Source organism: Streptococcus nidrosiense, from assembly GCF_042140045.1.
GTDB classification, from domain to species: Bacteria; Bacillota; Bacilli; order Lactobacillales; family Streptococcaceae; genus Streptococcus; species Streptococcus nidrosiense.
Genome location: NZ_CP152419.1, coordinates 1,674,844 through 1,699,955, shown reverse-complemented (window position 1 = coordinate 1,699,955; position 25,112 = coordinate 1,674,844). Strand labels below are relative to the sequence as shown.

The 25,112-nt window shown below is 41.1% G+C and carries 27 protein-coding genes; 25 read left to right on the top strand and 2 right to left on the bottom strand.

The features are described from left to right. Positions 1-329 precede the first annotated feature (329 nt). Positions 330-1,676 (bottom strand): glutathione-disulfide reductase, encoded by a 1,347-nt coding sequence (gor, locus tag AAFQ93_RS08145; protein WP_375555146.1) that lies wholly within the window; start codon positions 1,674-1,676, stop codon positions 330-332. Between the two features lie 239 nt (positions 1,677-1,915). Between gor and AAFQ93_RS08140 the strand changes: the two genes are divergently transcribed. The 18 genes from AAFQ93_RS08140 (at position 1,916) to AAFQ93_RS08055 (ending at position 18,060) form a co-directional block, all read left to right on the top strand. Continuing rightward, positions 1,916-3,103, top strand: a complete 1,188-nt coding sequence (locus tag AAFQ93_RS08140) for an efflux RND transporter periplasmic adaptor subunit (RefSeq protein ID WP_375555145.1) — start codon at positions 1,916-1,918, stop codon at positions 3,101-3,103. Then, positions 3,087-3,788 (top strand): ABC transporter ATP-binding protein, encoded by a 702-nt coding sequence (locus AAFQ93_RS08135; RefSeq protein ID WP_375555144.1) that lies wholly within the window; start codon positions 3,087-3,089, stop codon positions 3,786-3,788. The genes AAFQ93_RS08140 and AAFQ93_RS08135 overlap by 17 nt, the downstream gene beginning before the upstream one ends. Before the next feature lies 1 nt (position 3,789). Beyond that, positions 3,790-5,049, top strand: coding sequence for an ABC transporter permease (locus AAFQ93_RS08130; RefSeq protein WP_375555143.1), 1,260 nt, complete (start codon positions 3,790-3,792; stop codon positions 5,047-5,049). A 134-nt stretch (positions 5,050-5,183) separates the two neighbouring features. Beyond that, positions 5,184-7,181, top strand: coding sequence for a methionine--tRNA ligase (metG, locus tag AAFQ93_RS08125; RefSeq protein WP_375555142.1), 1,998 nt, complete (start codon positions 5,184-5,186; stop codon positions 7,179-7,181). Between the two features lie 92 nt (positions 7,182-7,273). Next, positions 7,274-8,200 carry an aldo/keto reductase family oxidoreductase gene (locus AAFQ93_RS08120; protein WP_375555141.1) on the top strand — a complete coding sequence of 309 codons (927 nt, stop codon included), beginning with the start codon at positions 7,274-7,276 and terminating at the stop codon, positions 8,198-8,200. Between the two features lie 98 nt (positions 8,201-8,298). Continuing rightward, positions 8,299-8,535 (top strand): DUF2829 domain-containing protein, encoded by a 237-nt coding sequence (locus AAFQ93_RS08115; protein WP_033683421.1) that lies wholly within the window; start codon positions 8,299-8,301, stop codon positions 8,533-8,535. Next, on the top strand, positions 8,528-9,226 hold the full coding sequence (locus AAFQ93_RS08110) for a 3-oxoacyl-ACP reductase (protein ID WP_375555140.1): 699 nt from the start codon (positions 8,528-8,530) through the stop codon (positions 9,224-9,226). Before AAFQ93_RS08115 ends, AAFQ93_RS08110 begins: the two co-directional genes overlap by 8 nt. Before the next feature lie 36 nt (positions 9,227-9,262). Next, positions 9,263-9,598 carry a hypothetical protein gene (locus AAFQ93_RS08105; RefSeq protein ID WP_375555139.1) on the top strand — a complete coding sequence of 112 codons (336 nt, stop codon included), beginning with the start codon at positions 9,263-9,265 and terminating at the stop codon, positions 9,596-9,598. An 18-nt stretch (positions 9,599-9,616) separates the two neighbouring features. Next, a complete protein-coding gene (locus tag AAFQ93_RS08100; protein WP_375555138.1) occupies positions 9,617-10,042 on the top strand; it encodes an SMI1/KNR4 family protein in 426 nt (141 codons plus the stop codon). Between the two features lie 12 nt (positions 10,043-10,054). After that, a complete protein-coding gene (locus tag AAFQ93_RS08095; RefSeq protein WP_375555137.1) occupies positions 10,055-10,393 on the top strand; it encodes a hypothetical protein in 339 nt (112 codons plus the stop codon). A 53-nt stretch (positions 10,394-10,446) separates the two neighbouring features. Next, on the top strand, positions 10,447-10,818 hold the full coding sequence (locus AAFQ93_RS08090) for an Imm51 family immunity protein (RefSeq protein ID WP_375555136.1): 372 nt from the start codon (positions 10,447-10,449) through the stop codon (positions 10,816-10,818). A gap of 51 nt (positions 10,819-10,869) precedes the next feature. Beyond that, complete coding sequence (locus tag AAFQ93_RS08085; protein ID WP_375555135.1) at positions 10,870-11,475, top strand: DUF6707 family protein; 606 nt, start codon at positions 10,870-10,872, stop codon at positions 11,473-11,475. A 39-nt stretch (positions 11,476-11,514) separates the two neighbouring features. Continuing rightward, positions 11,515-12,015, top strand: a complete 501-nt coding sequence (locus tag AAFQ93_RS08080; RefSeq protein ID WP_223139900.1) for an NUDIX hydrolase — start codon at positions 11,515-11,517, stop codon at positions 12,013-12,015. Next, positions 11,993-12,892 (top strand): putative PEP-binding protein, encoded by a 900-nt coding sequence (locus AAFQ93_RS08075; protein WP_375555134.1) that lies wholly within the window; start codon positions 11,993-11,995, stop codon positions 12,890-12,892. Before AAFQ93_RS08080 ends, AAFQ93_RS08075 begins: the two co-directional genes overlap by 23 nt. Next, positions 12,837-13,277, top strand: a complete 441-nt coding sequence (locus AAFQ93_RS08070; RefSeq protein ID WP_375555133.1) for an ASCH domain-containing protein — start codon at positions 12,837-12,839, stop codon at positions 13,275-13,277. The genes AAFQ93_RS08075 and AAFQ93_RS08070 overlap by 56 nt, the downstream gene beginning before the upstream one ends. A gap of 122 nt (positions 13,278-13,399) precedes the next feature. Continuing rightward, positions 13,400-15,946, top strand: coding sequence for a M1 family metallopeptidase (locus AAFQ93_RS08065; RefSeq protein ID WP_375555132.1), 2,547 nt, complete (start codon positions 13,400-13,402; stop codon positions 15,944-15,946). 115 nt (positions 15,947-16,061) lie between these two features. Next, entirely contained in the window at positions 16,062-16,733 is a 672-nt protein-coding gene (locus AAFQ93_RS08060) for a response regulator transcription factor (protein WP_375555131.1), read from the top strand. Further along, entirely contained in the window at positions 16,726-18,060 is a 1,335-nt protein-coding gene (locus AAFQ93_RS08055) for a sensor histidine kinase (protein WP_375555130.1), read from the top strand. Before AAFQ93_RS08060 ends, AAFQ93_RS08055 begins: the two co-directional genes overlap by 8 nt. A gap of 109 nt (positions 18,061-18,169) precedes the next feature. Here the strand turns inward: AAFQ93_RS08055 and AAFQ93_RS08050 are convergent, their stop codons facing one another. Beyond that, positions 18,170-18,445: a DUF3270 family protein gene (locus AAFQ93_RS08050; RefSeq protein WP_375555129.1), complete on the bottom strand. Its 276-nt coding sequence runs from the start codon at positions 18,443-18,445 to the stop codon at positions 18,170-18,172. A 138-nt stretch (positions 18,446-18,583) separates the two neighbouring features. On the opposite strand from AAFQ93_RS08050, the gene AAFQ93_RS08045 reads away from it, so the two are divergent. From AAFQ93_RS08045 to AAFQ93_RS08015, 7 genes are all read left to right on the top strand, one after another. Next, positions 18,584-19,513 carry a peptidase U32 family protein gene (locus AAFQ93_RS08045; protein WP_375555128.1) on the top strand — a complete coding sequence of 310 codons (930 nt, stop codon included), beginning with the start codon at positions 18,584-18,586 and terminating at the stop codon, positions 19,511-19,513. Positions 19,514-19,618: 105 nt separating this feature from the next. Beyond that, positions 19,619-20,302 (top strand): ribose-5-phosphate isomerase RpiA, encoded by a 684-nt coding sequence (rpiA, locus tag AAFQ93_RS08040; protein WP_075227727.1) that lies wholly within the window; start codon positions 19,619-19,621, stop codon positions 20,300-20,302. A gap of 12 nt (positions 20,303-20,314) precedes the next feature. Beyond that, on the top strand, positions 20,315-21,526 hold the full coding sequence (locus AAFQ93_RS08035; protein ID WP_375555127.1) for a phosphopentomutase: 1,212 nt from the start codon (positions 20,315-20,317) through the stop codon (positions 21,524-21,526). 1 nt (position 21,527) lies between these two features. Then, positions 21,528-22,088 (top strand): DUF1697 domain-containing protein, encoded by a 561-nt coding sequence (locus AAFQ93_RS08030; RefSeq protein WP_375555126.1) that lies wholly within the window; start codon positions 21,528-21,530, stop codon positions 22,086-22,088. Then, the gene (locus AAFQ93_RS08025; protein ID WP_375555125.1) at positions 22,085-22,894 is read left to right on the top strand and encodes a purine-nucleoside phosphorylase; all 810 of its coding nucleotides are present in this window, start codon (positions 22,085-22,087) and stop codon (positions 22,892-22,894) included. The genes AAFQ93_RS08030 and AAFQ93_RS08025 overlap by 4 nt, the downstream gene beginning before the upstream one ends. A gap of 4 nt (positions 22,895-22,898) precedes the next feature. Beyond that, the gene (locus tag AAFQ93_RS08020) at positions 22,899-24,134 is read left to right on the top strand and encodes a chloride channel protein (protein ID WP_375555124.1); all 1,236 of its coding nucleotides are present in this window, start codon (positions 22,899-22,901) and stop codon (positions 24,132-24,134) included. Next, the gene (locus AAFQ93_RS08015) at positions 24,131-24,841 is read left to right on the top strand and encodes a glutamine amidotransferase-related protein (protein WP_375555123.1); all 711 of its coding nucleotides are present in this window, start codon (positions 24,131-24,133) and stop codon (positions 24,839-24,841) included. Before AAFQ93_RS08020 ends, AAFQ93_RS08015 begins: the two co-directional genes overlap by 4 nt. Positions 24,842-25,112: the final 271 nt, after the last annotated feature.

The window sequence follows — 25,112 nt, the reverse complement described above, 5'->3', positions numbered from 1 at the left end:
CTCTTTTGTAATTTATAGTAACTATTATACTTTAAGAAACATAATTGTCAACCTATTTCAAAAACAAAGGTTACAAATTTGTAACGGCCGATTTAGAGAGAGCCGGAGGCCAAGAGATTTTTCAAAACACAGATAAATCTTATCCGTAATAAAAAGACTAGCCTTATAGAGCTTGGCTACCATATAGTGAAAATTATTAGGAATCCTGATGGGATGCTATTTTTAAGTGTTTTATAATTTGCTCTAGTAAAAGAAAAAGATTGAAGAAAATGGTCCAAAATAGACTTTTTCTTCAATCTGAATGACCGAGATGATCTCATTTAAAATTATTAACGCATGGTCACAAATTCTTCTGATCCTGTTGGATGGATAGCAACTGTAGCATCAAAGTCAGCTTTTGTAGCTCCCATCTTAATAGCAACTGCAAATCCTTGAATCATTTCATCAACGCCATAGCCGATGCCATGAAGGCCAACTACCTTTTCGTCTGCACCAGCTGTAACGAGCTTGAAGCGAGCTTCTTGACGGTGACTTGTGACTGCGGAGTACATAGAAGCAAATTTTGAAGTATAAACTTTAATGTTTTCTTGTCCATACTCTTTGATAGCTTCTTCCTCAGTCAGACCGACAGTTCCGATAGCTGGGTGTGAAAAGACTACAGTTGGAATAGTAGTGTAGTCCATTTTGGCATTGGTTTTACCGTTGAAAAGTCTTTCGGATAGGGTACGTCCAGCCTTGATAGCAACAGGAGTTAGTTCTTTTTCGCCTGTGACATCTCCAAGAGCATAGATACCGTCAACGACGGTGTTTTGGTATTCATCAACTTGGATGAAACCACGTTCATTGAGAGTAACGCCTGCCTTTTCTAGCTGGAGTCCTTCAACGTTTGGACGGCGGCCAGTTGCCCAGATAACTTGACTGGCAGTATGAGTACTACCATCTTCGAAATGAATGGTAATGCCTTGTTCAGTTTCTTCAAGTTTAGCAGGAATCTTATGGGTGTGGAGGTTTAATCCAGTATTTTCCATTTCTTGAACTAGACTCTCAACAATATAACTATCAAATCCACGGAGCGGACGCTCGCGACGGACGAATAAATCAGTCTGCACACCAAGGGTATGGAGCACGCCAGCTAATTCGACAGCAATGTAACCTGCCCCAAGAATGGCTACAGATTCAGGCAACTCTTCCCAAGCAAAGACATCATCAGAACTACCACCTAGTTCCGCACCAGGAATGGTAGGAATATGAGGATGTGCCCCAGTTGCAATAACGATGTGCTTAGCACGGATCAACTCACCATTGACACTGACTGTATGAGCGTCAACGAACTCGGCGCGTCCTTCAATCAAATCAACTCCGTTACGCTTAAAGCTTCCACCATAAGAAGAGCGAGCACGATCAATATAGGCTTCACGATTTTTACGAAGCCTTGCATAATCAAATTCATTACCAGTACTTGTAAAACCATAGTCAGATCCATATTTGTGGATGCTCTCTGCGATTTGGGCACCGTACCACATAATTTTCTTAGGAACGCAGCCAATATTGACACAGGTTCCACCTAATTTCTTTTCCTCAATCACTGCCGCTTTAGCACCATGTTCACCAGCACGATTCATGGTAGCAATACCCCCGCTACCTCCTCCAATGGCGATAATATCGTATTCTCTCATAGAAAGCTCCTTTGTTGTTTTCTAGTCATATTCTATCTTTTTTTGAAGGTCAATGCAAAAATCTGCTACGTTTAAAATTTTTAAGAAAATGCTTGCAAAAATAAAAAAGAAAGTGTATTATATAACTAATACAACAATAAAAGATTTAGCAAATGTTTTTGGATAATGAGAAATAAATTGTCCATTTTTAGGATATGTGCTATAATCTTAACATATATATTTATAAAAGGGGTATTGCTATGAAAAGAAAGTCAAAAGCTAAGAAATGGCCTTTATTTACTGCTATTGGAGTGGCGTCAGTACTTGTAGTGGGAGCAGCAGCTATTCTTCTATTGAGACAACCAAATCAAGCTGCAGCAAAAGATGAAACTGCTAAGATTGTCCTTGCCAAAGAGGGTTCTGTGGCATCTTCAGTTCTTTTATCAGGTTCAGTAACTGCTCAGAATGAACAATACATCTATTATGATGCAAGCAAGGGTGACTTGGATGAGGTCTTGGTTTCTGTTGGTGATCAGGTCAGCGAAGGACAGGCTCTCGTCAAGTATAGTAGCACAGAAGCCCAGGCTGCCTATGATGCTGCCAGTCGTGCTGTTGCTAAAGCTAACCGTCATATCAATGAACTGAATGAGTCTCGAAATACCGCCGCAGCAACACCTAGCCTTCCGCAAGCAGGTCTAGAAGGAGCAACTGGACAAGCACCAGCTCAGTCATCCGGTTCTGCCACAGCTGCTATTGATTCTCAAATCAGCGATGCACGTGATGTGCGTGCAGATGCAGAAGCGCAGCTCGAAAAAGCTCAAGCCCAGTTGAATGCTACTACGGTATTGAGTACGGTAGAGGGAACAGTTGTTGAAGTGAATCGGAATGTTTCAAAATCTCCAACTGGAAATAGTCAAGTTTTGGTTCATATCGTAAGTAACGATAACTTGCAGGTCAAGGGAGAGCTTTCTGAGTACAACCTTGCCAATCTATCTGTTGGCCAAGAAGTCACTTTTACTTCCAAGGTTTACCCAGATAAAACTTGGAATGGTAAGATTAGCTATATTTCAAATTATCCAAAAAATAACAGTGAAGCAAGTAGTAGCTTAGCTACTTCAAACACAGGTTCTAAATATCCATATACAGTCGATGTAACTAGCGAAATCGGTGATTTGAAACAGGGCTTTACAGTCAGTGTTGAAGTGAAAAGCACTAGCAAAGCATTGATTGTTCCGATCACCAGCGTAGTCATGGAAGAAGATAAAAACTATGTTTGGATCCTTGATGAAAATCAAAAGGCCAAAAAAGTTGAAGTTGGATTGGGCAATGCAGATGCAGAAAATCAAGAAATCACATCTGGTCTGACAGATGGAGCAAAAGTCATCAGTAATCCGACAGCTTCCTTGCAAGAAGGAAAAGAGGTGAAGACTGATGAAGCAACTAATTAGCCTCAAAAATATCTGCCGTAGTTATCGAAATGGTGATCAAGAGCTTCAAGTCCTTAAAGACATTAACCTAGAAGTTCATGAGGGAGAATTCGTAGCAATCATGGGACCATCAGGTTCTGGTAAGTCCACCCTCATGAATACCATCGGTATGTTAGATACACCTACAAGTGGTCAGTATTTTCTAGATGGAAAAGAAGTAGCTGGTTTAGGTGAAAAACAATTAGCCAAGGTTCGAAATCAGGAAATCGGCTTCGTCTTTCAACAATTCTTTCTCTTGTCCAAGCTCAATGCTCTTCAAAACGTAGAATTACCCTTGATTTATGCTGGAGTTTCAGCTTCAAAACGTCGCAAATTAGCAGAAGAGTATCTGGAAAAGGTTGAACTGACAGAGCGTAGTCATCATTTACCTTCGGAGTTGTCAGGTGGTCAGAAGCAAAGGGTTGCCATTGCGCGTGCATTGGTCAATAATCCTTCGATTATCTTGGCAGATGAACCTACTGGAGCCTTAGATACTAAAACTGGAAATCAAATCATGCAACTCTTGGTTGAATTAAACAAAGAAGGAAAAACCATCATTATGGTTACGCATGAGCCTGAAATTGCTGCCTATGCGAAACGTCAAATCGTCATCCGTGATGGTGTCATTTCGTCTGATAGTGGCCTAGTAGAAAAGGAGGAAAACTAAGATGCAGAATCTGAAATTTGCCTTTTCATCCATTATGGCCCACAAGATGCGATCCTTCTTGACCATGATCGGGATTATCATCGGTGTATCCTCCGTTGTCGTGATTATGGCCTTGGGCGACTCTATGTCTCGTCAGGTCAATAAAAATATGACCAAGTCCCAGAAAGATATCCATGTCTTTTTCTCACCTACAAAGAGTAAGGACGGTTCCTTTACACAAAGACAATCTGCATTGACCTTGTCTGGTGGTCAAGAAGAAAATTTTGTTGAACCACCAAAACCTCAAGAAGCATGGGTCAAGGAAGCTGCTAAGCTCAAGGGAGTGGATAGCTACTATGTGACCAACTCAGCCAATGTGACCTTGACTTATAAGGATAAAAAGGTCGAACACGCTAACATGACGGGTGGGAATGTCACCTATATGGATGCGGTCGAAAATGAAATCATTGCAGGTCGTGGCCTTAGAGCGCAAGATTATAAGGATTTCGCAAGTGTGATTATCCTAGATGAAGAACTAGCCAATAGCCTTTTTGGTTCAGCACAAGAAGCTCTCAACCAAATTGTTGAAGTAAATGAAATCAGTTACCGTGTTATTGGTGTTTATGCAAGTAAAGAGGCTAAGGCTGCGAAAACATTTGGAGTCGGAGGACTACCAATTACGACCAATATTTCTCTTGCAGCTAATTTTAACACAGATGAGATTTCAAATATTGTCTTCCGTGTCAATGATACTAGCTTAACCCAGACTTTAGGACCAGAGTTGGCAAGAAGAATGACAGAGATTGCAGGTCTTCAACAAGGGGAATATCAAGTTGCAGATGCGTCTGCTGCCTTCCAAGAAGTTCAACAACTCTTTGGTTTTATAACTACCATTATTAGTGCTATTGCGGGGATTTCCCTTTTTGTCGGTGGTACTGGTGTTATGAACATTATGCTTGTTTCGGTGACAGAGCGTACCCGTGAGATTGGTCTACGTAAAGCACTAGGAGCAACACGAGCTAATATTCTGGTTCAGTTCTTGATTGAATCCATGATTTTAACCTTATTAGGTGGGGTCATCGGTCTTCTGCTTGCTGCAGGAGTGACCATGCTTGCAGGTGTTCTTCTTCAAAACTTGATTGCAGGAATCGAAGTTGGCGTATCCATCCCAATCGCTCTCTTTAGCTTAGCGGTCTCAGCTGGCATCGGTATGATATTTGGTGTTCTACCAGCCAATAAAGCTTCTAAACTCGATCCTATTGAAGCTCTTCGCTATGAATAAGATAATCAACAGGAAAAACAAGATGGACATCAGTCTGTCTTGTTTTTGTATGGATTTCCTTATCGAAAATCATCGAAATATGATATAATGAAGTGTTAGAAAAACAGGTTTCATTTGCCTGGAAAGGAAATATTATGTCTGAAAAGAATTTTTATATTACAACACCGATTTACTATCCATCTGGTAAACTTCATATCGGTTCTGCCTACACTACCATCGCTTGTGATGTCCTAGCTCGCTACAAACGCCTTATGGGCTACGATGTCTTTTATCTGACTGGTCTTGATGAGCATGGCCAAAAGATTCAACAAAAAGCTGAAGAAGCTGGCATCACGCCTCAAGCCTATGTTGACGGAATGGCAGTTGGTGTTAAAGAACTCTGGCAATTACTGGATATCTCATATGATAAATTTATCCGTACCACAGATGACTACCATGAAAAAGTGGTAGCACAAGTTTTTGAACGCTTGCTTGCTCAAGATGACATCTACCTAGGTGAATACTCTGGCTGGTACTCAGTATCCGATGAGGAATTCTTTACAGAAAGCCAACTTGCGGAAGTTTTCCGTGACGAAGCTGGAAATGTAACGGGTGGTATTGCTCCATCAGGTCACGAGGTTGAATGGGTATCTGAAGAATCATACTTCCTTCGCCTCAGCAAATACCAAGATCGTTTGGTCGAATTTTTCAAATCACATCCTGACTTTATCACTCCAGATGGTCGTCTGAATGAAATGCTGCGCAACTTCATCGAACCAGGTTTAGAGGATTTGGCGGTTTCTCGTACAACCTTTACCTGGGGTGTACAAGTCCCATCAAATCCAAAACACGTTGTCTATGTTTGGATGGATGCCCTTCTTAACTATGCGACTGCTCTTGGCTACGATCAAGACGAACACGCTAACTTTGACAAGTTCTGGAACGGAACAGTCTTCCAAATGGTCGGAAAAGACATCCTTCGTTTCCACTCCATCTACTGGCCAATCCTTCTTATGATGTTGGATATCAAATTGCCTGAACGTTTGATTGCTCATGGTTGGTTTGTCATGAAAGACGGCAAGATGTCTAAGTCTAAAGGGAATGTCGTTTACCCTGAAATGTTGGTAGAACGCTATGGTCTAGATCCGCTTCGCTACTACCTCATGCGTAGCCTTCCTGTTGGTTCAGACGGAACCTTTACTCCAGAAGACTATGTAGGTCGTATCAACTATGAATTAGCAAATGACCTTGGAAACCTCCTCAACCGTACGGTTTCTATGATCAACAAGTACTTTGATGGACAAATCCCTGCCTATGTAGAAGGTGTGACAGAATTTGACACTGCTCTTGCTGATGTTGCAGAACAATCTATCTCTGACTACCATACACACATGGAAGCAGTTGACTATCCACGTGCACTTGAAGCAGTCTGGACTCTTATCTCACGTACTAACAAATACATTGATGAGACAGCTCCATGGGTACTGGCTAAGGACGAAGCGCACCGTGACCAACTGGCAAGTGTGATGAGCCACTTGGCAGCTAGCCTTCGTGTCGTAGCTCACTTGATTGAGCCATTTATGATGGAAACTAGTCGTGCAGTCTTGACACAACTTGGTCTAGCAGAAGTTTCTAGCCTTGAGAACTTGAGCTTGGCTGATTTCCCTGCAGGTGTAACAGTAGTTGCCAAAGGAACACCAATCTTCCCACGTCTCGATATGGAAGAAGAAATCGCCTATATCAAGGAACAAATGGAAGGCAACAAACCAGCAGTCGAAAAAGAGTGGAACCCAGACGAAGTTGAACTTAAACTAAACAAGGAAGAAATCAAGTTTGAAGACTTTGACAAGGTCGAAATCCGTGTCGCAGAAGTCAAAGAAGTGTCTAAAGTAGAAGGTTCAGATAAGTTGCTTCAATTCCGCTTGGATGCTGGTGATGGTGAAGATCGTCAAATCCTCTCAGGAATTGCAAAATACTATCCAAATGAACAAGAATTGGTCGGCAAGAAAGTCCAAATCGTTGCCAACCTCAAACCACGTAAGATGATGAAAAAATATGTCAGCCAAGGGATGATTCTCTCAGCTGAACATGATGGCAAATTAACCCTTCTAACAGTTGATCCAGCTGTACCAAACGGAAGTGTGATTGGCTAAGATTAGTTTGAACTGGTTCTTTTCTTTTGTAAGGTATCAGTTGATAAAAGCGTCATTCTGCTTTATAATGAAGAAAAACGGAGGAAATTGCCATGAAATACATTCCATTTGGTCAAGAGAAAAGAGAATTGTCCGAAATCGTTCTAGGCATGATGCGCATCAGTGACAAGTCGGTTAAAGAGGTTGAGGAGTTGGTTGAAACAGCCCTATCTGTAGGAATCAATGCCTTTGACTTGGCAGATATCTATGGTGGAGGTCGTTGCGAAGAATTACTGGGACAAGTGTTAAACAATCGTCCTGACCTGCGAGAAAAGATGTGGATCCAGTCCAAGTGTGGCATTCGCATAGAAGAATTTACCTATTTTGATTTTTCAAAAGATTATATTTTAGAATCAGTAGACGGGATTCTAAAAAGATTGCAGGTTGATTATCTAGATAGCTTGCTTCTCCATCGTCCAGATGCTTTGATGGAAGCTGATCAAGTGGCTCAAGCCTTTGAAATTCTACACACATCAGGTAAAGTTCGAGACTTCGGTGTGTCCAATCAAAATCCCATGATGATGGAATTACTGAAGAAAGAAGTCAAACAATCCCTATCGATCAATCAACTCCAACTAAGTGCAGCATTCACACCAGGATTTGAAGCAGGCTTCCATGTTAATATGGAAGGTAATAAGGCAGCTGTGCGTGATGGAAGCGTCTTTGAATACTGCAAACTAAACGACATAGTCATTCAGGCATGGTCAGTTTTGCAGTTTGGCTATTTTAAGGGCAATTTTGTTGGTAATGAGCAGTTTCAAGCTTTGAATCAAGTTTTAAACCGTCTTGCGCAAAAATATGGAGTAAGCCCATCAGCTATTGCCATCGCTTGGGTGTTACGCTATCCAGCTAAGATGCAAGCGGTGGTAGGGACAACAAATCCAAAACATTTGCTAGAAGCAAGCCAAGCAAGTAATGTTAACCTGACTCGAAAAGAATGGTATGAGATTTACCTAGCAGCAGGGAATGATTTGCCTTAGGGGAAAATGTATTTAAAGAACTAACAGTCAAAAAGCCGTTGAAAAACGGTTTTTTGTTATAATGAAATTAAGATTCATAGATAACAAAGGAGAAAAACATGACATTTGAAGAGATTTTACCTGGACTAAAGGCTAAGAAGAAATATGTGCGTACTGGCTGGAGGGGAGCTGAAAATTATGTGCAGCTTTTTGATACCATTGAACAAAATGGCGTCGCCCTTGAAGTAACACCCTATTTCCTCATCAATGTGTCTGGAGAAGGAGAAGGTTTTTCCATGTGGAGTCCAACTCCTTGTGATGTCTTAGCGACAGACTGGGTGGAAGTCCATGACTAAACGTGTACTGATTACAGGGGTTAGCTCAGGGATTGGTCTGGCTCAAGCTCGACTCTTTTTAGAAAAAGGTTATCAGGTTTTTGGAGTGGATCAGGGTGAAAATCCTGATTTACAGGATGACTTTCACTTTTTACAACGTGATTTAACGCTTGACTTGGAACCAATTTTTGACTGGTGCTCTCAGGTGGATATTTTGTGTAACACAGCTGGGGTTTTGGATGATTACAAGCCATTACTAGAACAAACAGCCCAAGAAATCCAAGAAATTTTTGAAATCAACTATGTGACACCAGTAGAGCTGACGCGACATTATCTTACGCAAATGCTAGCGAATAAAAAAGGGATCATTATCAATATGTGTTCCATTGCCTCAAGTCTAGCAGGCGGAGGTGGTCACGCCTATACCTCGTCTAAACATGCCTTGGCAGGATTTACCAAGCAATTAGCTCTAGATTATGCTGAAGCTGAGATCCAGGTCTTTGGGATTGCTCCTGGTGCTGTTAAGACTGGTATGACAGCAGCTGACTTTGAGCCAGGTGGTCTGGCAGACTGGGTAGCCAGTGAAACACCTATCAAACGCTGGATTGAGCCAGAGGAAGTGGCGGAAGTCAGCCTCTTTCTAGCAAGCGGGAAGGCAAGCGCCATGCAAGGGCAAATTCTGACAATTGACGGTGGCTGGTCTTTGAAGTAGCATAGTTGCTATTCTATAAATATGTGGAGGTGAGCCATGAAGAGAGATGAGTTTGGATTTGTCTTGCCCAATCTCTACTATCAGTTTTTAACAGAGTGGGAAGAGATTGACCCCTATGAAATTGGAGATACTGGTATCTGTTTGTATGCCAAGGAGGATCTTAAAGAGCGTAATGAAACTTATCAGATTGAGGAAGTAGAGCTAGATTACTTTATGATTGGACAGGAAGGAGATTTGGCCTACTTTATTAAGAAAAATGCAGATGATTGCATTTATGAAAATGACTTGGGTGCTTTAGGATCCTTAGAAATGCAAAAAGTAGCTACAAACGTCTATGACTTTATTGATAAGGTATTGGAAGAAGAATTGTAAAAAAGGAAGAAATTAATCATGTTTAGAGTGCTAGATGCAGATTCACCGATTTCAAAAGAAGATTTTTTACAATTTGAGGAGATTCTTGGGAAGAAATTACCGGAAGCTATGAAGGATTTTTACCTCAAGTACAACGGTGGTCAGCCTCAGGTAAGGGGTGTCCACGATGATCGTCATCTCTTTCCTTTCAATTCCTTTAATTCAATAGGGGAGATGAGCAAGTCTCTTACATGGTTTGACAATGAGGCTGTGCCTGAGGGATTTAAGGGCGCAGATCTTCTCCATTTTGCCTATGATCCTGGATCTGGCAATTATGCTCTTTCACTAAGGGAAGAGGACTTTGGCAAGGTGTATTTCTATGTTCTAGAAGAAACAGCTGAAGTGTATGGTCAATGGCTGTCTTTTGAAGAATTTTTGAATTCTTTTGTTGAAGAACAAGACTAAAAAGGAGAAGAGATGCGGAAACACCAAGAACTTTCACTAGAGCAGATGATCGAGCAGGTGCGCGCGGACGAGGCTTCTTCAGATGATTTTTGCCTCTATGGCAAGGAGGATGGAGAGCTAGCACTAGATAGGCTCTATTGGGTATCAGATTATCCGGATGTCATAGAAGACCGTGATGTCTATCCGATGGATGTGGCGAAGCAGGATCTCCAGCTAGTCTACTATGGAGAGCAGTTGCTTGATGTTCTCACGGTTGCACTTGAGGAAAAGCCAGATGCAAGTCCCCAAGACTTGGTCGAGGCTTTGAAATATTACCATCAGCATGATAGTTTTATGCCCTTTGAACCCTAGTTACAAAGCTAGAATGTTGCAGTTCCATTGATAATAAAAAAAGGAGTTAAGAAATGATAGATTACGAAAACATAAATGAAAAAATTGCCCCTTTTAGCCTGCTTGTATATGATGAGGATCCTAAAAATGTTCGAGGGTCGCTCATTTATTACCCTGATGGAGAATATAGACAGGAAGTGTTTGATACTCGAGAAGAGGAGGGATTTGAAGGAAATGGCTATGATTGGGCATCCTTGGCTTTGGTATTTTTGGAGGAAAAAATGCCTGAATTAAGCGATGCTATTGACTTTGATCCTGAAGGAAGTATGTTTTGTGCCTATTCTTCCAAGGTGGACGCCTTGGCTAAATTCGCTTTAGGATTTAAAGAATTTTGTGATGATATCGAATCTATGAAAGACTTGTTCAGTAGAGCAGAGTTGGATTAATTTACTAAAATCTCTTTAAATTTTTTTAAAAAAGAATAGAAAGGGTTTCAGATGAAGCTATCAGAAGTAGTTGAGCTAGTGGAAAATCATCCAGACCTACATCTCTATTTAGATAAAATTTTAAAAAAGAATAAGAAACCCCAAGCTAGCTATCTCGAATCACTGAATCATCTGGCCTATTTACTTTATCTGGATGGCCAAGAGGAAATGGCTAAGGAATTATTAGATCGTATCATACAAGTCCCATTTGAAGGGAATTATAACACTTGGACCTTTGTTGACAGTTCTCTGGTTTTATTGGCCTATATGGAAAGAGAAACAGAAAATAAGTTATCCGCCTATAAAAAACTCCTTTTGTCTCCGTTAGAACAAGGGGAAGGATCCACTCAAAACATAAGAAGGAGAGTTCATCAGAGATTTTTGAATGGTGATAGCTTGGAGCAAAAGCTTGCAAAAATTAAGCAAGCCTCAAGTCTTGAATCAGAAATGGAACGTCGTCTGCTATACTTGACAGATTTATTGAAGATTCACCTCTTTATTGCTGAGTCAACGTGTGAAGAGACAGATATTCAAGCAAAAATTGAAGAGAATATGGAGATACTGAAGAAGTATATCAAGGAACATGAAATCTATAGCCTCTTTCCTTTTAAGGGATAAGGTGAGCTAGAAATCTTTGACTTTTAGAAAGAGTGGAATATGGAAATCAAAAATCACTTTGGTGTCTATGGAATTTGCTATGAGAAAGGAAAATTACTCTGCATTGAGAAAACGAGAGGACCTTATCAACATCGTTTTGATTTACCTGGTGGTAGTCAGGAAGCAGGTGAAGGGTTGACAGAAACCCTCAAGAGAGAAGTTTTGGAAGAGACAGGCTATACTCTTAGCCGTTCTTCAAATCCTAGGATTTATGATGTGATGGTTCAAGAAGAGGGGCAAGACTTCGCAGTACATCATATCATGGCCTTTTATGATATAGTACTTGATTTAGAACGCTCTCAAAAATCCCTTCCTCATGAAGTTCTTGACGGAAGCAATGATTCAGCAAAGGCAATTTGGCTTCCTCTTGAGCAGATTACCCAAGAAAATGCCTCCCCCTTAGTATTGAAGGTGAAGGCAGAGTTACGAGGATTTCCAGAATTGGACATGACAACCTATAAGAATTGGAAGGTAAAACATGCAAAATCAACTGGCTCTTAGTGGCGAAAGAATTGTTGAAAAAATTTACCCACAACTATTTCATCATGTTGGTATGATTCGTGGCGAATATTTGGTGAGGGAAATCAGTCAAAATATACTGCTAAAAAGTTGTCAGCAATTTGTAAAAGATTATCTAGACACTATTTGCCATTTATACTCAGATGAAGAAGTCTGGTATCGCTTTTCAGAGTTAACAAATGCAGAAGCAAATAGTCTAGACGGGACTAAAGAGTATTTTGACGAACGACACCCATTATTTGGATATAGAGGGACTAGGCGTTTATTGGCGTGTCCAGATGAATTTCAGGCTGAGGCACATGTCGTTACAGAAGTTTATCAAACCAATCCTAATCTGTCTGTTATTTTTCCTTTTGTCAATGATGCTGAACAGTTAAAACAAGCTATTAGAGTATTGCGCCAGCATGGTTTTACTGGAAAAGTTGGAACAATGATTGAATTACCGTCAGCTTATTTTGACTTGAACAGAATACTGGAAACTGGTATTTCAAAGATTGTAGTGGGAATGAATGATTTGACTTCATTTATTTTTGCGACTGTAAGAAACAGTCAATGGCATGATATGGAAAGTCCCATTATGTTAGAAATGCTGAGACAGATGCAGGATAAAGCAAGGATGAAAAAGATAGATTTCGCTGTAGCAGGCTATCTGAATCCTTCTTTCATACAAAAAATGAATCAGATGGGGATTGAGTGCATTATCCACTACAGTTCTATTCCGGAGATTTTTGATTTAAAAATTGACCATCCAGACCATCTCAAACGTGTAAAAGAAGAAAGTAAAAAAATACAAAGGAGAACCCATGACACCTCAAGAAATGTGGAATGCCTACAAGCAAATCAACCCCTCTATCGGTGATGAGATAGACGCTTGGGCTTTTGGAGTAGAAGCCGATCTCTTAGCAGATTTGGTTTTAAAAGGTGAAAAGACGGCAACTGCCTCAGCCTATGATCTTTATGCAGTTGATAACGATCCCCTGCCACAAGAAGGGACCTTTGACATCATTTTAGATAGCCAAGATCGGGCTGTCTGCATTATCGAAATTACAAAGGTTTCCGTTCAGCCTTTTAATCAAGTGTCAGCCGACCATGCCTACAAGGAAGGCGAAGGAGAGAAATCTTTGGCCTACTGGCGTCAGGTTCATGAAGACTTTTTCACCGAGTGGATGAGGGAGGCTGGACTGACTTTTACACCTGACAGCAAGGTTGTTTTGGAAGAATTTCGCAAGGTCTACCCTCTGTAGACTACTAGAAGGAAGAAAGTTTTGGAAATCACCGTCCAAAGCTTTTTTCTGACTTAAAATATGATAAAATAGGTATGTTTGAACTAGAGCATTTGCTCAGAAATTTAGAATAGGAGAAAATGATGCAAGCAGTAGAACATTATATTGAAACATTTGTTCCTGAACATTATGATTTGTTTTTAGACTTGAGTCGTGAGACCAAGACGTTTTCAGGAAAAGTAACTATTACTGGTCAAGCTAAAAGTGACCGTATTTCCCTTCACCAAAAAGACCTAGAAATTACTTCTGTTGAAGTAGCAGGCCAAGCTCGTCCATTTACAGTTGATAATGAAAACGAAGCCCTTCATATTGAGCTTGCGGAAGCTGGTTCAGTTGAATTGGTTATCGCTTTTTCAGGTAAAATCACAGACAACATGACAGGAATCTACCCATCATACTATACAGTTGATGGTGTTAAGAAGGAAGTTTTGTCAACTCAGTTTGAAAGTCACTTTGCTCGTGAAGCCTTCCCATGTGTGGACGAACCAGAAGCCAAAGCAACCTTTGACCTAGCTCTTCGATTTGACCAAGCAGAAGGCGAACTTGCCTTGTCTAACATGCCAGAGATTGATGTTGAAAACCGCAAGGAAACTGGTATCTGGAAATTTGAGACAACTCCACGTATGTCTTCTTACTTGCTAGCTTTCGTTGCTGGTGATTTGCAAGGGGTAACTGCTAAGACAAAAAATGGTACTTTGGTAGGTGTATACTCAACTAAGGCGCATCCACTTTCAAACCTTGATTTCTCACTGGATATCGCTGTTCGTTCAATCGAGTTTTACGAAGACTACTATGGAGTTAAGTACCCAATTCCGCAATCTCTTCACATCGCCCTTCCTGACTTCTCAGCTGGTGCTATGGAAAACTGGGGTCTGGTAACTTACCGTGAAGTTTACTTGGTTGTGGACGAGAACTCGACCTTTGCCAGCCGTCAACAGGTAGCCCTCGTTATTGCCCATGAGCTTGCTCACCAATGGTTCGGTAACCTTGTAACTATGAAGTGGTGGGATGACCTCTGGCTCAATGAAAGCTTCGCGAACATGATGGAATACGTCTGTGTGGATGCCATCGAGCCAAGTTGGAATATCTTTGAAGATTTCCAAACAGGTGGAGTACCTCTTGCTCTTGAACGCGATGCGACGGATGGCGTTCAATCTGTTCACGTTGAAGTCAAACACCCAGATGAAATCAATACGCTCTTTGATGGAGCTATCGTCTATGCCAAAGGAAGTCGCCTCATGCACATGCTTCGTCGTTGGTTAGGAGATGCTGATTTTGCCAAAGGTTTGCATGCTTACTTTGAAAAACACCAATACGGAAATACCATTGGTCGTGACCTTTGGAATGCTCTTGGTCAAGCATCAGGCCGTGATGTAGCAGCCTTTATGGATTCTTGGTTGGAGCAACCTGGTTATCCAGTCCTTACTGCCACAGTTGAAAATGATGTATTGAAGATTTCGCAAAAACAATTCTTTATCGGTGAACACGAAGATAAGAACCGACTTTGGGTAGTGCCACTTAACAGCAACTGGAAAGGCTTGCCAGATACTCTCGAAACTGAAAGTATCGAAATTCCTGGTTATGCTGCGCTTCTTGCTGAAAACAAAGGAGCCCTTCGTCTTAACACTGAAAATACAGCCCACTACATTACTGACTATCAAGGTCAATTACTGGATGCTATTCTTTCAGAATTAGTAGAACTTGATAATACAAGTAAACTTCAAATCGTCCAAGAACGTCGTTTGCTTGCTGAAGCAGGACACATTTCATACGCAGACTTGCTTCCAGTAGTGGATCAATTAGCACAAGAAGAATCTTATCTCGTTGTTTCAGCAGTTTCACAAGTTATCGGAGCGCTTGATCGCTTTATCGATGAAGGAACTGAGACAGAAAAATCCTTTAAAGCCCTTATTGCTAAACTGGCTCGTTACAACTATGACCGTCTTGGCTTTGAAGCTAAAGAGGGTGAATCTGATGAGGCTGAATTGGTTCGTCAATTGACAATTTCTATGATGATTCGTTCAAATGACGGGGAAGCCAGTCAAGTTGCTAGCCAAATTTTTGCAGCCCACAAGGATAATCTTTCAGGACTTCCAGCAGCTATTCGTTCACAAGTTCTCATCAATGAAATGAAACACCATGAGACTAAGGAATTGGTCGCAACTTATCTCGATCTTTATACTCATGCGACAGATGCCGCCTTTAAACGCCAATTGGCAGCAGCCCTTGCTTATGCGACAGATGCAGAGAACATCCAAACACTGCTTGCAACTTGGAAGGACAAATTTGTGGTAAAACCACAAGACTTATCAGCTTGGTACTTCCAGTTCTTAGGTCATCAAGCAACCCAGGAAACAGCGTGGTCTTGGGCGCGTGAAAACTGGGCTTGGATTAAGGCGGCCCTTGGAGGAGATATGAGCTTTGATAGCTTTGTTATCCTTCCTGCCCATGTATTCAAGACAGAGCAACGCTTGGCGGAATACAAGGAATTCTTTGAGCCACAACTTTCTGACCTAGCTCTTAGCCGTAACATCGGTATGGGAATCAAGGAAATCGCAGCTCGCGTTGAATTGATTAAGCGTGAAAAAGCAGCAGTTGAAGTAGTTGTAGCTAAATATAGCAAAGATTAAAAGATTCTAGTCTAACTAGATTATAAAAACTCAACTTTCTCTTGGAAAAACAAGGGAAGTTGAGTTTTTTTTAAGATATTTTTGCTATAATAGGTATAATAAGGAGGAATTTTTGATGATCAAAATTCTATTAGTAGAAGATGACCTAGGCCTATCAAATTCAGTCTTTGATTTTTTGGATGATTTTGCGGATGTCATGCAGGTTTTTGATGGCGAAGAAGGTCTTTATGAGGCCGAAAGTGGTGTTTATGACTTGATTTTATTGGACTTGATGTTACCTGAGAAAAATGGGTTTCAAGTTTTAAAAGAATTGCGTGAAAAAGGGATTTCAACTCCAGTTCTCATCATGACAGCCAAGGAAAGTCTTGATGATAAGGGACATGGATTTGAGCTTGGAGCAGATGATTATCTAACAAAACCATTTTATCTAGAAGAGATCAAGATGCGTATCCAAGCGCTGCTCAAACGTTCTGGTAAGTTCAATGAAAATACCCTCTCTTATGGTGATTTGACAGTTAATCTATCTACAAATGAAGTTAAAGTCAATGATACTGTTGTGGAATTATTAGGTAAAGAATTTGATCTCTTGGTTTATTTCCTCCAAAACCAAAATGTGATCTTACCAAAAACACAGATTTTTGACCGTTTGTGGGGATTTGACAGTGACACAACCATCTCCGTGGTAGAAGTCTATGTATCAAAAGTTCGTAAGAAATTAAAGGGCTCAGTCTTTGCTGAAAACCTCCAGACCTTGCGTAGTGTTGGGTATATTTTAAAACATGTTTAAAAAAATTAAAAAGAATTGGTATGCGGAGGATTTTAGTTATTTTATCCGTAACTTTGGAGTATTTACTCTGATTTTCTCTGCTATGACCTTGATTATCTTACAGGTTATGCACTCCAGTCTCTACACATCGGTGGATGAAAAACTCTTATCACTGAGCAAAAATCCTCAAGACGTTATTCAATTGGCGGTCAATCGTGCAACTGAGGACGTTAAGGATTTAGGTAGTGCCAATGTTGCTCCAGCTTCTGATAAAAAACCAACGGTTAGTTCCAATACGGAAGTGATATTGCTAGATTCAAATTTGAATCAATTAGTGACTGGCAACCGCTTTTTAGGGCTTGACAAGATCACTTTTAATAAAAAGGATTTGAATCATATTCGACAACTTCATGTTCAGAATAGTTATGGTCAGGACGAGATTTACCGAGTGATTCTATCTGAAATAAATATCGATTCTGTCTCGACCAATATTAAGTATGCAGCGGTTTTGATAAATACCAGTCAGATAGAGCAAATTAGTCAAAATCATGAGCAATTAATCGTGGTAGTCATGGCTAGCTTCTGGATTTTATCCATTATTGCCAGCCTTTATCTTGCGCGTGTCAGTGTTAAACCTTTACTTGAAAGCATGCAAAAGCAACAGAGTTTTGTGGAAAATGCCAGTCATGAGCTACGAACTCCATTAGCTGTTCTGCAAAATCGTCTAGAAACTCTTTTCAGAAAACCTGAGGCAACTATTATGGAGTCAAGTGAGAGTATTGCTTCCAGTCTAGAAGAAGTTCGTAATATGCGCTTTTTAACGACTAATCTCCTTAATTTAGCTCGTCGTGATGACGGCATTAAACCGGAATTAGGAGAGGTAGAGCCAGATTTCTTTAACACAACTTTTACCAACTATGAGATGATCGCATCTGAAAATAACCGCGTTTTTCATTTTGAAAATCGTATCCATCGGACCATCATAACAGATAAGCTTCTTCTTAAACAACTGATGACTATCTTGTTTGACAATGCTGTCAAGTACACAGAAGAAGAAGGAGATATCCATTTTGTCATTGCTACGACGGAGCGTAATCTCTATTTGTCAGTAGCTGATGATGGAATTGGTATTTCTGCAGTAGATAAAAAGAAAATTTTTGATCGCTTTTACAGGGTTGATAAGGCTCGTACTCGGCAAAAAGGTGGTTTTGGGTTAGGCTTATCCTTAGCAAAACAGATTGTCGATGCTCTTAAAGGAACCATCAGTGTCAAAGATAACAAACCTCATGGTACGATTTTTGAAGTAAAAATCGCTATCCAAACACCATCCAAGCGTAAAAATAAATAAGAAAAGGCTGTGACTTAGAAAGCGGTAGACCAAGTATCGCTTTTCTAGTCGCAGCCCTTTAGCTATCGTAGAAAAAATAGGTCGGGACAAAAATCCCGACTTTTTGAATCTAATATAATTTCTTCTTAATCATCGAACGTTGAACGTTTGATGTTGCTAAACTCAAGGCAATTGCTAGGCTAAAAGCCAGAACTGTATTAAACTTGAGGGCTAAAAAGATAAAGCTAAACAAGGCCAAAAAGACGCAAAAACAAGCAATGTTTACAAAGAAAAGAACTTCCTTCAAACTAGCAACGGAAGTGGTTTCTGGAACATAGTCTTGGTATGGCGTTGTTTGAGTTTCCTCTTCTTCAAACTCATACGGTTGATATTTTCTTACGGGCATGATTCTCTCCTTAACAGTACTCTTTCATTTTACCATTTTTCAAGAAAAAAATTATTACAGTAAGGTTACAAAAATAATAAGTAAATTTATCATTTTAGGGAATAGCTGATTTTTAAGAAATGTGGTATAATTTTTCTTATGGACAAGATTATTATTACAGCAACTGCTGAAAGCATTGAACAAGTAAAAGAATTACTAGAGGCGGGAGTTGACCGCATCTATGTCGGTGAGAAAGATTTTGGACTTCGCCTACCAAAGACTTTTTCTTATGATGAACTGAGAACCATCGCTGCTCTGGTTCATGATGCAGGTAAGGAATTGATCGTAGCGGTCAATGCTCTTATGCATCAGGATATGATGGATCGTATCAAACCCTTCCTTGATTTCTTGGAAGAAATTAAAACAGACTACATTACTGTTGGAGATGCGGGTGTCTTTTATGTTGTCAATCGTGATGGTTATTCTTTTAAAACCATCTATGATGCCTCAACCATGGTAACTAGTAGCCGTCAGATTAATTTCTGGGGACAAAAGGCTGGCGCTTCTGAGGCAGTATTGGCTCGTGAAATTCCATCAGCTGAACTCTTTAAAATGCCTGAAATTTTGGAAATTCCTGCTGAAGTTTTGGTTTACGGTGCTAGTGTCATCCACCACTCTAAGCGTCCACTCCTGCAGAATTACTATAATTTTACTCAGATTGATGATGAAAAAACACGTCAACGCGACCTCTTCTTAGCAGAGCCTAGTGATCCAGATAGTCACTACTCAATTTTTGAAGACAATCATGGAACTCACATTTTTGCCAATAACGACCTCGATTTGATGACCAAATTGCCAGAGTTGGTAGAGCATGGTTTCACTCATTGGAAACTAGAAGGACTTTATACTCCAGGTCAAGATTTTGTTGAGATTGCAAAACTCTTCATCCAAGCCCGTAGCTTGATTCAAGAGGGAAGCTTAACGCATGACCAAGCCTTCTTGTTGGACGAGCAAGTCCGTAAACTCCATCCCCAAAATCGTTTCCTTGACACAGGATTTTATGACTACGATCCTGACATGGTTAAATAAGAATCAGAAACCCGAAATAAAATGTTCGGGTTTTTCTAGTACAAGGATGAATTTAAAGCGTATTCATGTTATAATAGAAGTAGCTTTTTGTTTGGAGGTGTTTAAGTGGAAAATCTGAAAAAAATAGCAGGCATCAAGGCTGCTGAGTTCGTAACCGATGGAATGGTTGTAGGACTTGGAACAGGCTCGACTGCCTATTATTTCGTAGAGGAGATTGGTCGTAGAATTAAGGAGGAAGGACTTCAAATTACAGCTGTAACGACCTCGAGCGTAACGACAAAACAGGCACAAGGATTGAATATACCGCTTAAGTCTATTGATGAGGTGGATGAGGTTGATGTGACTGTTGATGGAGCTGATGAGGTGGATCGTCAGTTTAATGGTATCAAAGGAGGCGGTGGTGCACTTCTAATGGAAAAAGTAGTTGCGACACCAACTAAACAGTATATCTGGGTGGTAGATGAGAGCAAGATGGTTGAGAAACTGGGCGCTTTCAAACTACCTGTCGAAGTTGTCCAATATGGAGCAGAACAGGTTTTCCGACGTTTTGAAAAAGCTGGTTATAAGCCAAGTTTTCGTGAAAAAGATGGCCAACGCTTTGTGACGGATATGAAAAATTTCATCATTGATCTGGATCTAGGTGTTATTGAAGATCCGATCGCTTTTGGTCGTCAATTGGATCTTCAGGTTGGTGTTGTTGAGCACGGTTTATTTAATCAAATGGTTGATAAAGTGATCGTTGCAGGACAAGCTGGCGTTCAGGTTTTAACTTCAACAAAAGGGAAATAAAGGAGGCAAATGATGTCAAAATTTAAACGTATTCACTTGGTGGTACTCGATTCTGTAGGAATCGGTGCGGCACCAGATGCTCATAACTTTGTCAATGCAGGGGTTCCAGATGGAGCATCTGATACATTAGGACACATCTCTAAATCAGTTGGTTTGAATGTACCGAATATGGCTAAGATTGGTCTTGGGAACATTGAACGTGAGACAGCCCTTAAAACCGTTCCCGCAGAAGAAAATCCTAGCGGTTACTACACTAAACTTGAGGAAGTGTCACTAGGGAAAGACACTATGACAGGTCACTGGGAAATCATGGGGCTTAATATCACTGAACCGTTTGATACTTTCTGGAATGGATTCCCAGAGGAAATCCTTACTAAAATCGAAGAATTCTCAGGTCGCAAGGTCATCCGTGAAGCCAACAAACCATACTCAGGAACAGCTGTCATCGATGACTTTGGACCACGCCAAATGGAAACTGGCGAGTTGATTATCTATACATCAGCTGACCCAGTTCTTCAAATCGCAGCTCACGAAGAGATTATTCCTTTGGATGAACTCTACCGTATCTGTGAATACGCTCGTTCAATTACCCTTGAGCGTCCAGCTCTTCTAGGACGTATCATTGCTCGTCCTTATGTTGGTGAGCCTGGAAACTTCACACGTACTGCAAATCGTCGTGACTTGGCTGTATCTCCATTTGCTCCAACAGTTTTGGACAAACTCAACGAAGCAGGCATTGATACTTACTCAGTAGGTAAGATTAGCGATATCTTTAATGGTGCTGGGGTGAACCATGATATGGGCCACAATAAGTCAAATAGCCATGGAATTGACACACTTTTGACAACAATGGGCCTTACTGAGTTTGAAAAAGGATTCTCATTCACTAACTTGGTCGACTTTGATGCACTTTACGGTCACCGCCGTGATCCACATGGTTACCGCGACTGCTTGCACGAGTTTGATGAACGTTTGCCAGAACTTACCGCTGCTATGAGAGAAGATGATTTACTCATGATTACTGCAGACCATGGTAATGATCCTACTTATGCAGGAACGGACCATACTCGTGAATACATTCCACTTTTGGCCTACAGCCCATCACTAAAAGGAAATGGACACCTACCAATCGGTCATTTTGCTGATATTTCTGCGACAATCGCTGATAACTTTGGCGTTGATAAAGCTATGATTGGTGAAAGCTTCTTAGATAAATTGGTTTAAGATGACTCGCTTTGCATTACTGGTTAGAGGGATCAATGTCGGTGGGAAACATAAGGTGGTTATGGCCCAGATTCGGCAAGAGTTGACAGAGTTGGGATTAGAAACTGTTGAAACCTACATCAATAGCGGCAATATTTTCTTTGACACAAGTATCTCGAAGACTCAACTAGTGGAGATTTTACAGGCTTTCTTTGACAAGCATTATCCATTTATTCAGAGTTTTTCCTTGTTGAGTCTGGAAGACTATGAAGAGGAGCTTAGAAATCTTCCTGATTGGTGGAATCATGAGATGGCTCGAAAGGACATCCTCTTCTACACTGTGGACTTGAATGTGGATCAAGTCATCGAGAAAGTGAACAGTTTGGAACTGGTCGATGAAGTGCTTCATTTTGGGAAACTAGGGATCTTCTGGGGTAAATTGTCAGAAGCTAGCTACTCTAAAACAGCTTATCATAAGCACTTGCTTAAGATGCCTTTCTATCGTAATATTACCATTCGTAACGCTAATACCTTTGACAAAATTGGTCAATTTTTAAAACATAAAAAAGGAGATAGACAATGACATTATTAGCAAAAATCAATGAAACAGCTGCTTTCTTGAAAGAAAAGGGAGTTGAAGCGCCGGAGTTTGGCTTGATTCTTGGTTCAGGACTTGGAGAATTAGCTGAAGAAATCGAAAATGCAGTCGTAGTAGACTACTCTGACATTCCAAACTGGGGTCAATCCACAGTAGTCGGACATGCTGGTAAATTGGTTTATGGTGATCTTGCTGGACGTAAAGTCTTGGCTCTTCAAGGTCGTTTCCACTTCTACGAAGGAAATCCTCTTGAAGTTGTGACTTTCCCTGTCCGTGTTATGAAAGTCTTGGGCTGTGAAGGTGTGATTGTAACTAATGCTGCTGGTGGTATCGGCTATGGACCAGGTACCTTGATGGCAATCACTGACCACATCAACATGACTGGTCAAAACCCATTGATTGGTGAAAACTTGGATGACTTTGGTCCTCGCTTCCCTGATATGTCGAAAGCTTACACTCCAGAATACCGTGCTACTGCCCATGAAGTGGCTAAAAAACTCGGAATCAAGCTTGATGAAGGTGTCTATATTGGTGTAACCGGTCCAACTTATGAAACTCCAGCTGAAATCCGTGCATATAAGACTCTTGGTGCAGACGCTGTCGGTATGTCAACTGTTCCTGAAGTCATCATTGCGGCTCACTCTGGTTTGAAAGTTCTTGGTATTTCATGTATTACCAACTTTGCGGCTGGTTTCCAAGAAGAGCTCAACCACGAAGAAGTAGTGGAAGTGACTGAGCGCGTCAAAGGAGACTTCAAAGGATTGCTTAAAGCTATTCTTGCTGAATTGTAAGACTATGAGAGCACGACTCCAAAGCCTACCCTACGGATGGCGCCTGCTGTTAGCGACTATAACTTTGGGAATAGGAACAGGTCTAGTTGGAATTGCTTGTCACTATTTACTAGAAGGTGTGCAATGGCTTGCCTTTGGTCAAGATGGATCAGATTTGCTCCAGCAATTCAAACAAGCTGGAGGACTCCGTAGATTTCTCGTTCTATCTGTGACAGGGATTTTGGCAGCAGGATTCTGGCATGTCCTGCAACGGCGTTATAAACTCCTTTCCATTCGAAGTCAAATTGACCTGGTTGGAGATAAAGAACCAGCGCTCTTAGCCCATATCCTTCATGCAAGTATGCAGGTTGCGATTGTCGGAGCCGGCGCTTCGGTCGGAAAAGAAGCAGCTCCACGCGAGCTTGGTGCTCTTATAGCTGGAAGATTGGGCAAAGTCTTGTCTTTGACTATCAAAGAGCGAAGAGTTTTGATTGCCTGTGGAGCAGGAGCCGGCTTAGCTGCGGTTTATCAGGTTCCTTTTGCCAGTAGCTTGTTTGTCTTTGAGACCTTGGGGGTATCTTATCGCTGGAAAAATTTTGTACTGGTCTTGTCCAGTACTTACCTAGCGGCCTGGGTATCCCAGCCTATTGTTGGCCATGGTGCTATTTATCACATGTCACTGGTTCATTGGTCAGCGAGTAGTTTCTTCCAGGCTGTCATAGTAGCTTTATTAGTTACTCCGTTGGCACTTGCCTTTCGTTTTCTAGCCAGTCGGGCTAGTCGCAAACGTCGCAAGGACGAGACGATTCTTTGGGCTCTTCCTCTAGCCTTTCTAGTGCTGGGGAGCCTAGTAGCCTTTTTCCCTATCTTTATGGGAAATGGCCAGGTATTAGCCCAAGCCTTGTTGTCTAGCCAGCCGATTCCCTATCTTCCATTGACTCTCGTAGTGAAGGGGCTTCTGGTTTATCTCCTCTTGCGCAATGGTGCTTATGGGGGAACTTTGACACCATCATTTGCCTTAGGGATTGGCTCTGGCTACCTAGTGACCTTGCTTTTGACAGCAGTTGGTATTCATCTAGATCCAGCTCTAGGAATGCTACTAGGAGCGACCGTCTTTTTAGGGACGACCTTAAAAGCTCCACTGACAGCCATTGCCCTGAGCCTTGGTTTTACAGGACAGAGCTGGACTTTGATTCTACCACTGGCACTAGCTGCTGGTGTGTCTTATGTGATTCAAAATAGATGGGAGAATAAACAATGAGAGTGCATTTTGTCTTGCACGAAACTTTTGAAGTACCGGGTGCTTATCTAAAGTGGGCGCAGGAACGTGGCCATCAAGTGACCACGACCAAAGTCTATGAGAATGAAGCCTTACCAGAGACAGTGGATGAGATCGACTTTTTGATCGTAATGGGAGGACCACAATCGCCAGATGAGGATCGCACAACCTTCCCTTACTATGATCCACAAGCTGAGATTGAACTAATTCAAAAAGCTATGAAGGCGGATTGCTACATCGTTGGTGTCTGTCTGGGTGCGCAGCTCATGTCAGTTGCTTATGGGGCGGAGTATGAGCATAGTCCAGAGCGTGAGATTGGGGTGTATCCTGTGAGCTTAACGCCTGAAGGCCTAGCAGATCCGCATGTCGGCTTGTTTGGTGCAAACTTTGATTCAGGCCACTGGCATGGAGATATGCCGGGATTAACAGAGAATGCTGTCGTCCTTGCGACCAGTCAAGGTTGTCCACGTCAGATTATTCGCTTTAGTCCTAAACATTATGCTTTCCAAGCTCATTTGGAATTTGATTCAGAAGCGATTGACCTTCTGATTGCTGCGGATGGTGAAGAAGTTTTGGAAGAACAAAGCAAAAAATTGACCTATGTTCAAAATCCTGAGACCATTCGCGCATATGATTATCAAGAAATGAATGCAAAGCTTTACGAATTTTTGGATTCATTAACAAACTAAACAAAATGGAAAGCTAGAGCATGTGTTCTAATTTGAACACGAACGGAAAGCTTTTTTAAACAAAGAATACACACAGAAAGGATAGGTTAACCGTATTAGCTGAACTGAATACGGGCGGAGAACTGTGTAAAAAAGATAAACTGTCTAGCATTTATAATGCGTCGCCAGTTTCCTATTTTTACTTTGTTCTCTGTCGCCTGTCCTATTAATAAAAAAGAAAGGTAGAGCGTGTGTTCTAATTTGAACACGAGCGGAAAGCTCGGAAAATAGA

Bases quoted from the DNA above. Each gene is read 5' to 3' on its own strand.
- gor (WP_375555146.1), bottom strand. From the start codon at position 1,676: ATGAGAGAATACGATATTATCGCCATTGGAGGAGGTAGCGGGGGTATT.
- AAFQ93_RS08140 (WP_375555145.1), top strand. From the start codon at position 1,916: ATGAAAAGAAAGTCAAAAGCTAAGAAATGGCCTTTATTTACTGCTATT.
- AAFQ93_RS08135 (WP_375555144.1), top strand. From the start codon at position 3,087: ATGAAGCAACTAATTAGCCTCAAAAATATCTGCCGTAGTTATCGAAAT.
- AAFQ93_RS08130 (WP_375555143.1), top strand. From the start codon at position 3,790: ATGCAGAATCTGAAATTTGCCTTTTCATCCATTATGGCCCACAAGATG.
- metG (WP_375555142.1), top strand. From the start codon at position 5,184: ATGTCTGAAAAGAATTTTTATATTACAACACCGATTTACTATCCATCT.
- AAFQ93_RS08120 (WP_375555141.1), top strand. From the start codon at position 7,274: ATGAAATACATTCCATTTGGTCAAGAGAAAAGAGAATTGTCCGAAATC.
- AAFQ93_RS08115 (WP_033683421.1), top strand. From the start codon at position 8,299: ATGACATTTGAAGAGATTTTACCTGGACTAAAGGCTAAGAAGAAATAT.
- AAFQ93_RS08110 (WP_375555140.1), top strand. From the start codon at position 8,528: ATGACTAAACGTGTACTGATTACAGGGGTTAGCTCAGGGATTGGTCTG.
- AAFQ93_RS08105 (WP_375555139.1), top strand. From the start codon at position 9,263: ATGAAGAGAGATGAGTTTGGATTTGTCTTGCCCAATCTCTACTATCAG.
- AAFQ93_RS08100 (WP_375555138.1), top strand. From the start codon at position 9,617: ATGTTTAGAGTGCTAGATGCAGATTCACCGATTTCAAAAGAAGATTTT.
- AAFQ93_RS08095 (WP_375555137.1), top strand. From the start codon at position 10,055: ATGCGGAAACACCAAGAACTTTCACTAGAGCAGATGATCGAGCAGGTG.
- AAFQ93_RS08090 (WP_375555136.1), top strand. From the start codon at position 10,447: ATGATAGATTACGAAAACATAAATGAAAAAATTGCCCCTTTTAGCCTG.
- AAFQ93_RS08085 (WP_375555135.1), top strand. From the start codon at position 10,870: ATGAAGCTATCAGAAGTAGTTGAGCTAGTGGAAAATCATCCAGACCTA.
- AAFQ93_RS08080 (WP_223139900.1), top strand. From the start codon at position 11,515: ATGGAAATCAAAAATCACTTTGGTGTCTATGGAATTTGCTATGAGAAA.
- AAFQ93_RS08075 (WP_375555134.1), top strand. From the start codon at position 11,993: ATGCAAAATCAACTGGCTCTTAGTGGCGAAAGAATTGTTGAAAAAATT.
- AAFQ93_RS08070 (WP_375555133.1), top strand. From the start codon at position 12,837: ATGACACCTCAAGAAATGTGGAATGCCTACAAGCAAATCAACCCCTCT.
- AAFQ93_RS08065 (WP_375555132.1), top strand. From the start codon at position 13,400: ATGCAAGCAGTAGAACATTATATTGAAACATTTGTTCCTGAACATTAT.
- AAFQ93_RS08060 (WP_375555131.1), top strand. From the start codon at position 16,062: ATGATCAAAATTCTATTAGTAGAAGATGACCTAGGCCTATCAAATTCA.
- AAFQ93_RS08055 (WP_375555130.1), top strand. From the start codon at position 16,726: ATGTTTAAAAAAATTAAAAAGAATTGGTATGCGGAGGATTTTAGTTAT.
- AAFQ93_RS08050 (WP_375555129.1), bottom strand. From the start codon at position 18,445: ATGCCCGTAAGAAAATATCAACCGTATGAGTTTGAAGAAGAGGAAACT.
- AAFQ93_RS08045 (WP_375555128.1), top strand. From the start codon at position 18,584: ATGGACAAGATTATTATTACAGCAACTGCTGAAAGCATTGAACAAGTA.
- AAFQ93_RS08035 (WP_375555127.1), top strand. From the start codon at position 20,315: ATGTCAAAATTTAAACGTATTCACTTGGTGGTACTCGATTCTGTAGGA.
- AAFQ93_RS08030 (WP_375555126.1), top strand. From the start codon at position 21,528: ATGACTCGCTTTGCATTACTGGTTAGAGGGATCAATGTCGGTGGGAAA.
- AAFQ93_RS08025 (WP_375555125.1), top strand. From the start codon at position 22,085: ATGACATTATTAGCAAAAATCAATGAAACAGCTGCTTTCTTGAAAGAA.
- AAFQ93_RS08020 (WP_375555124.1), top strand. From the start codon at position 22,899: ATGAGAGCACGACTCCAAAGCCTACCCTACGGATGGCGCCTGCTGTTA.
- AAFQ93_RS08015 (WP_375555123.1), top strand. From the start codon at position 24,131: ATGAGAGTGCATTTTGTCTTGCACGAAACTTTTGAAGTACCGGGTGCT.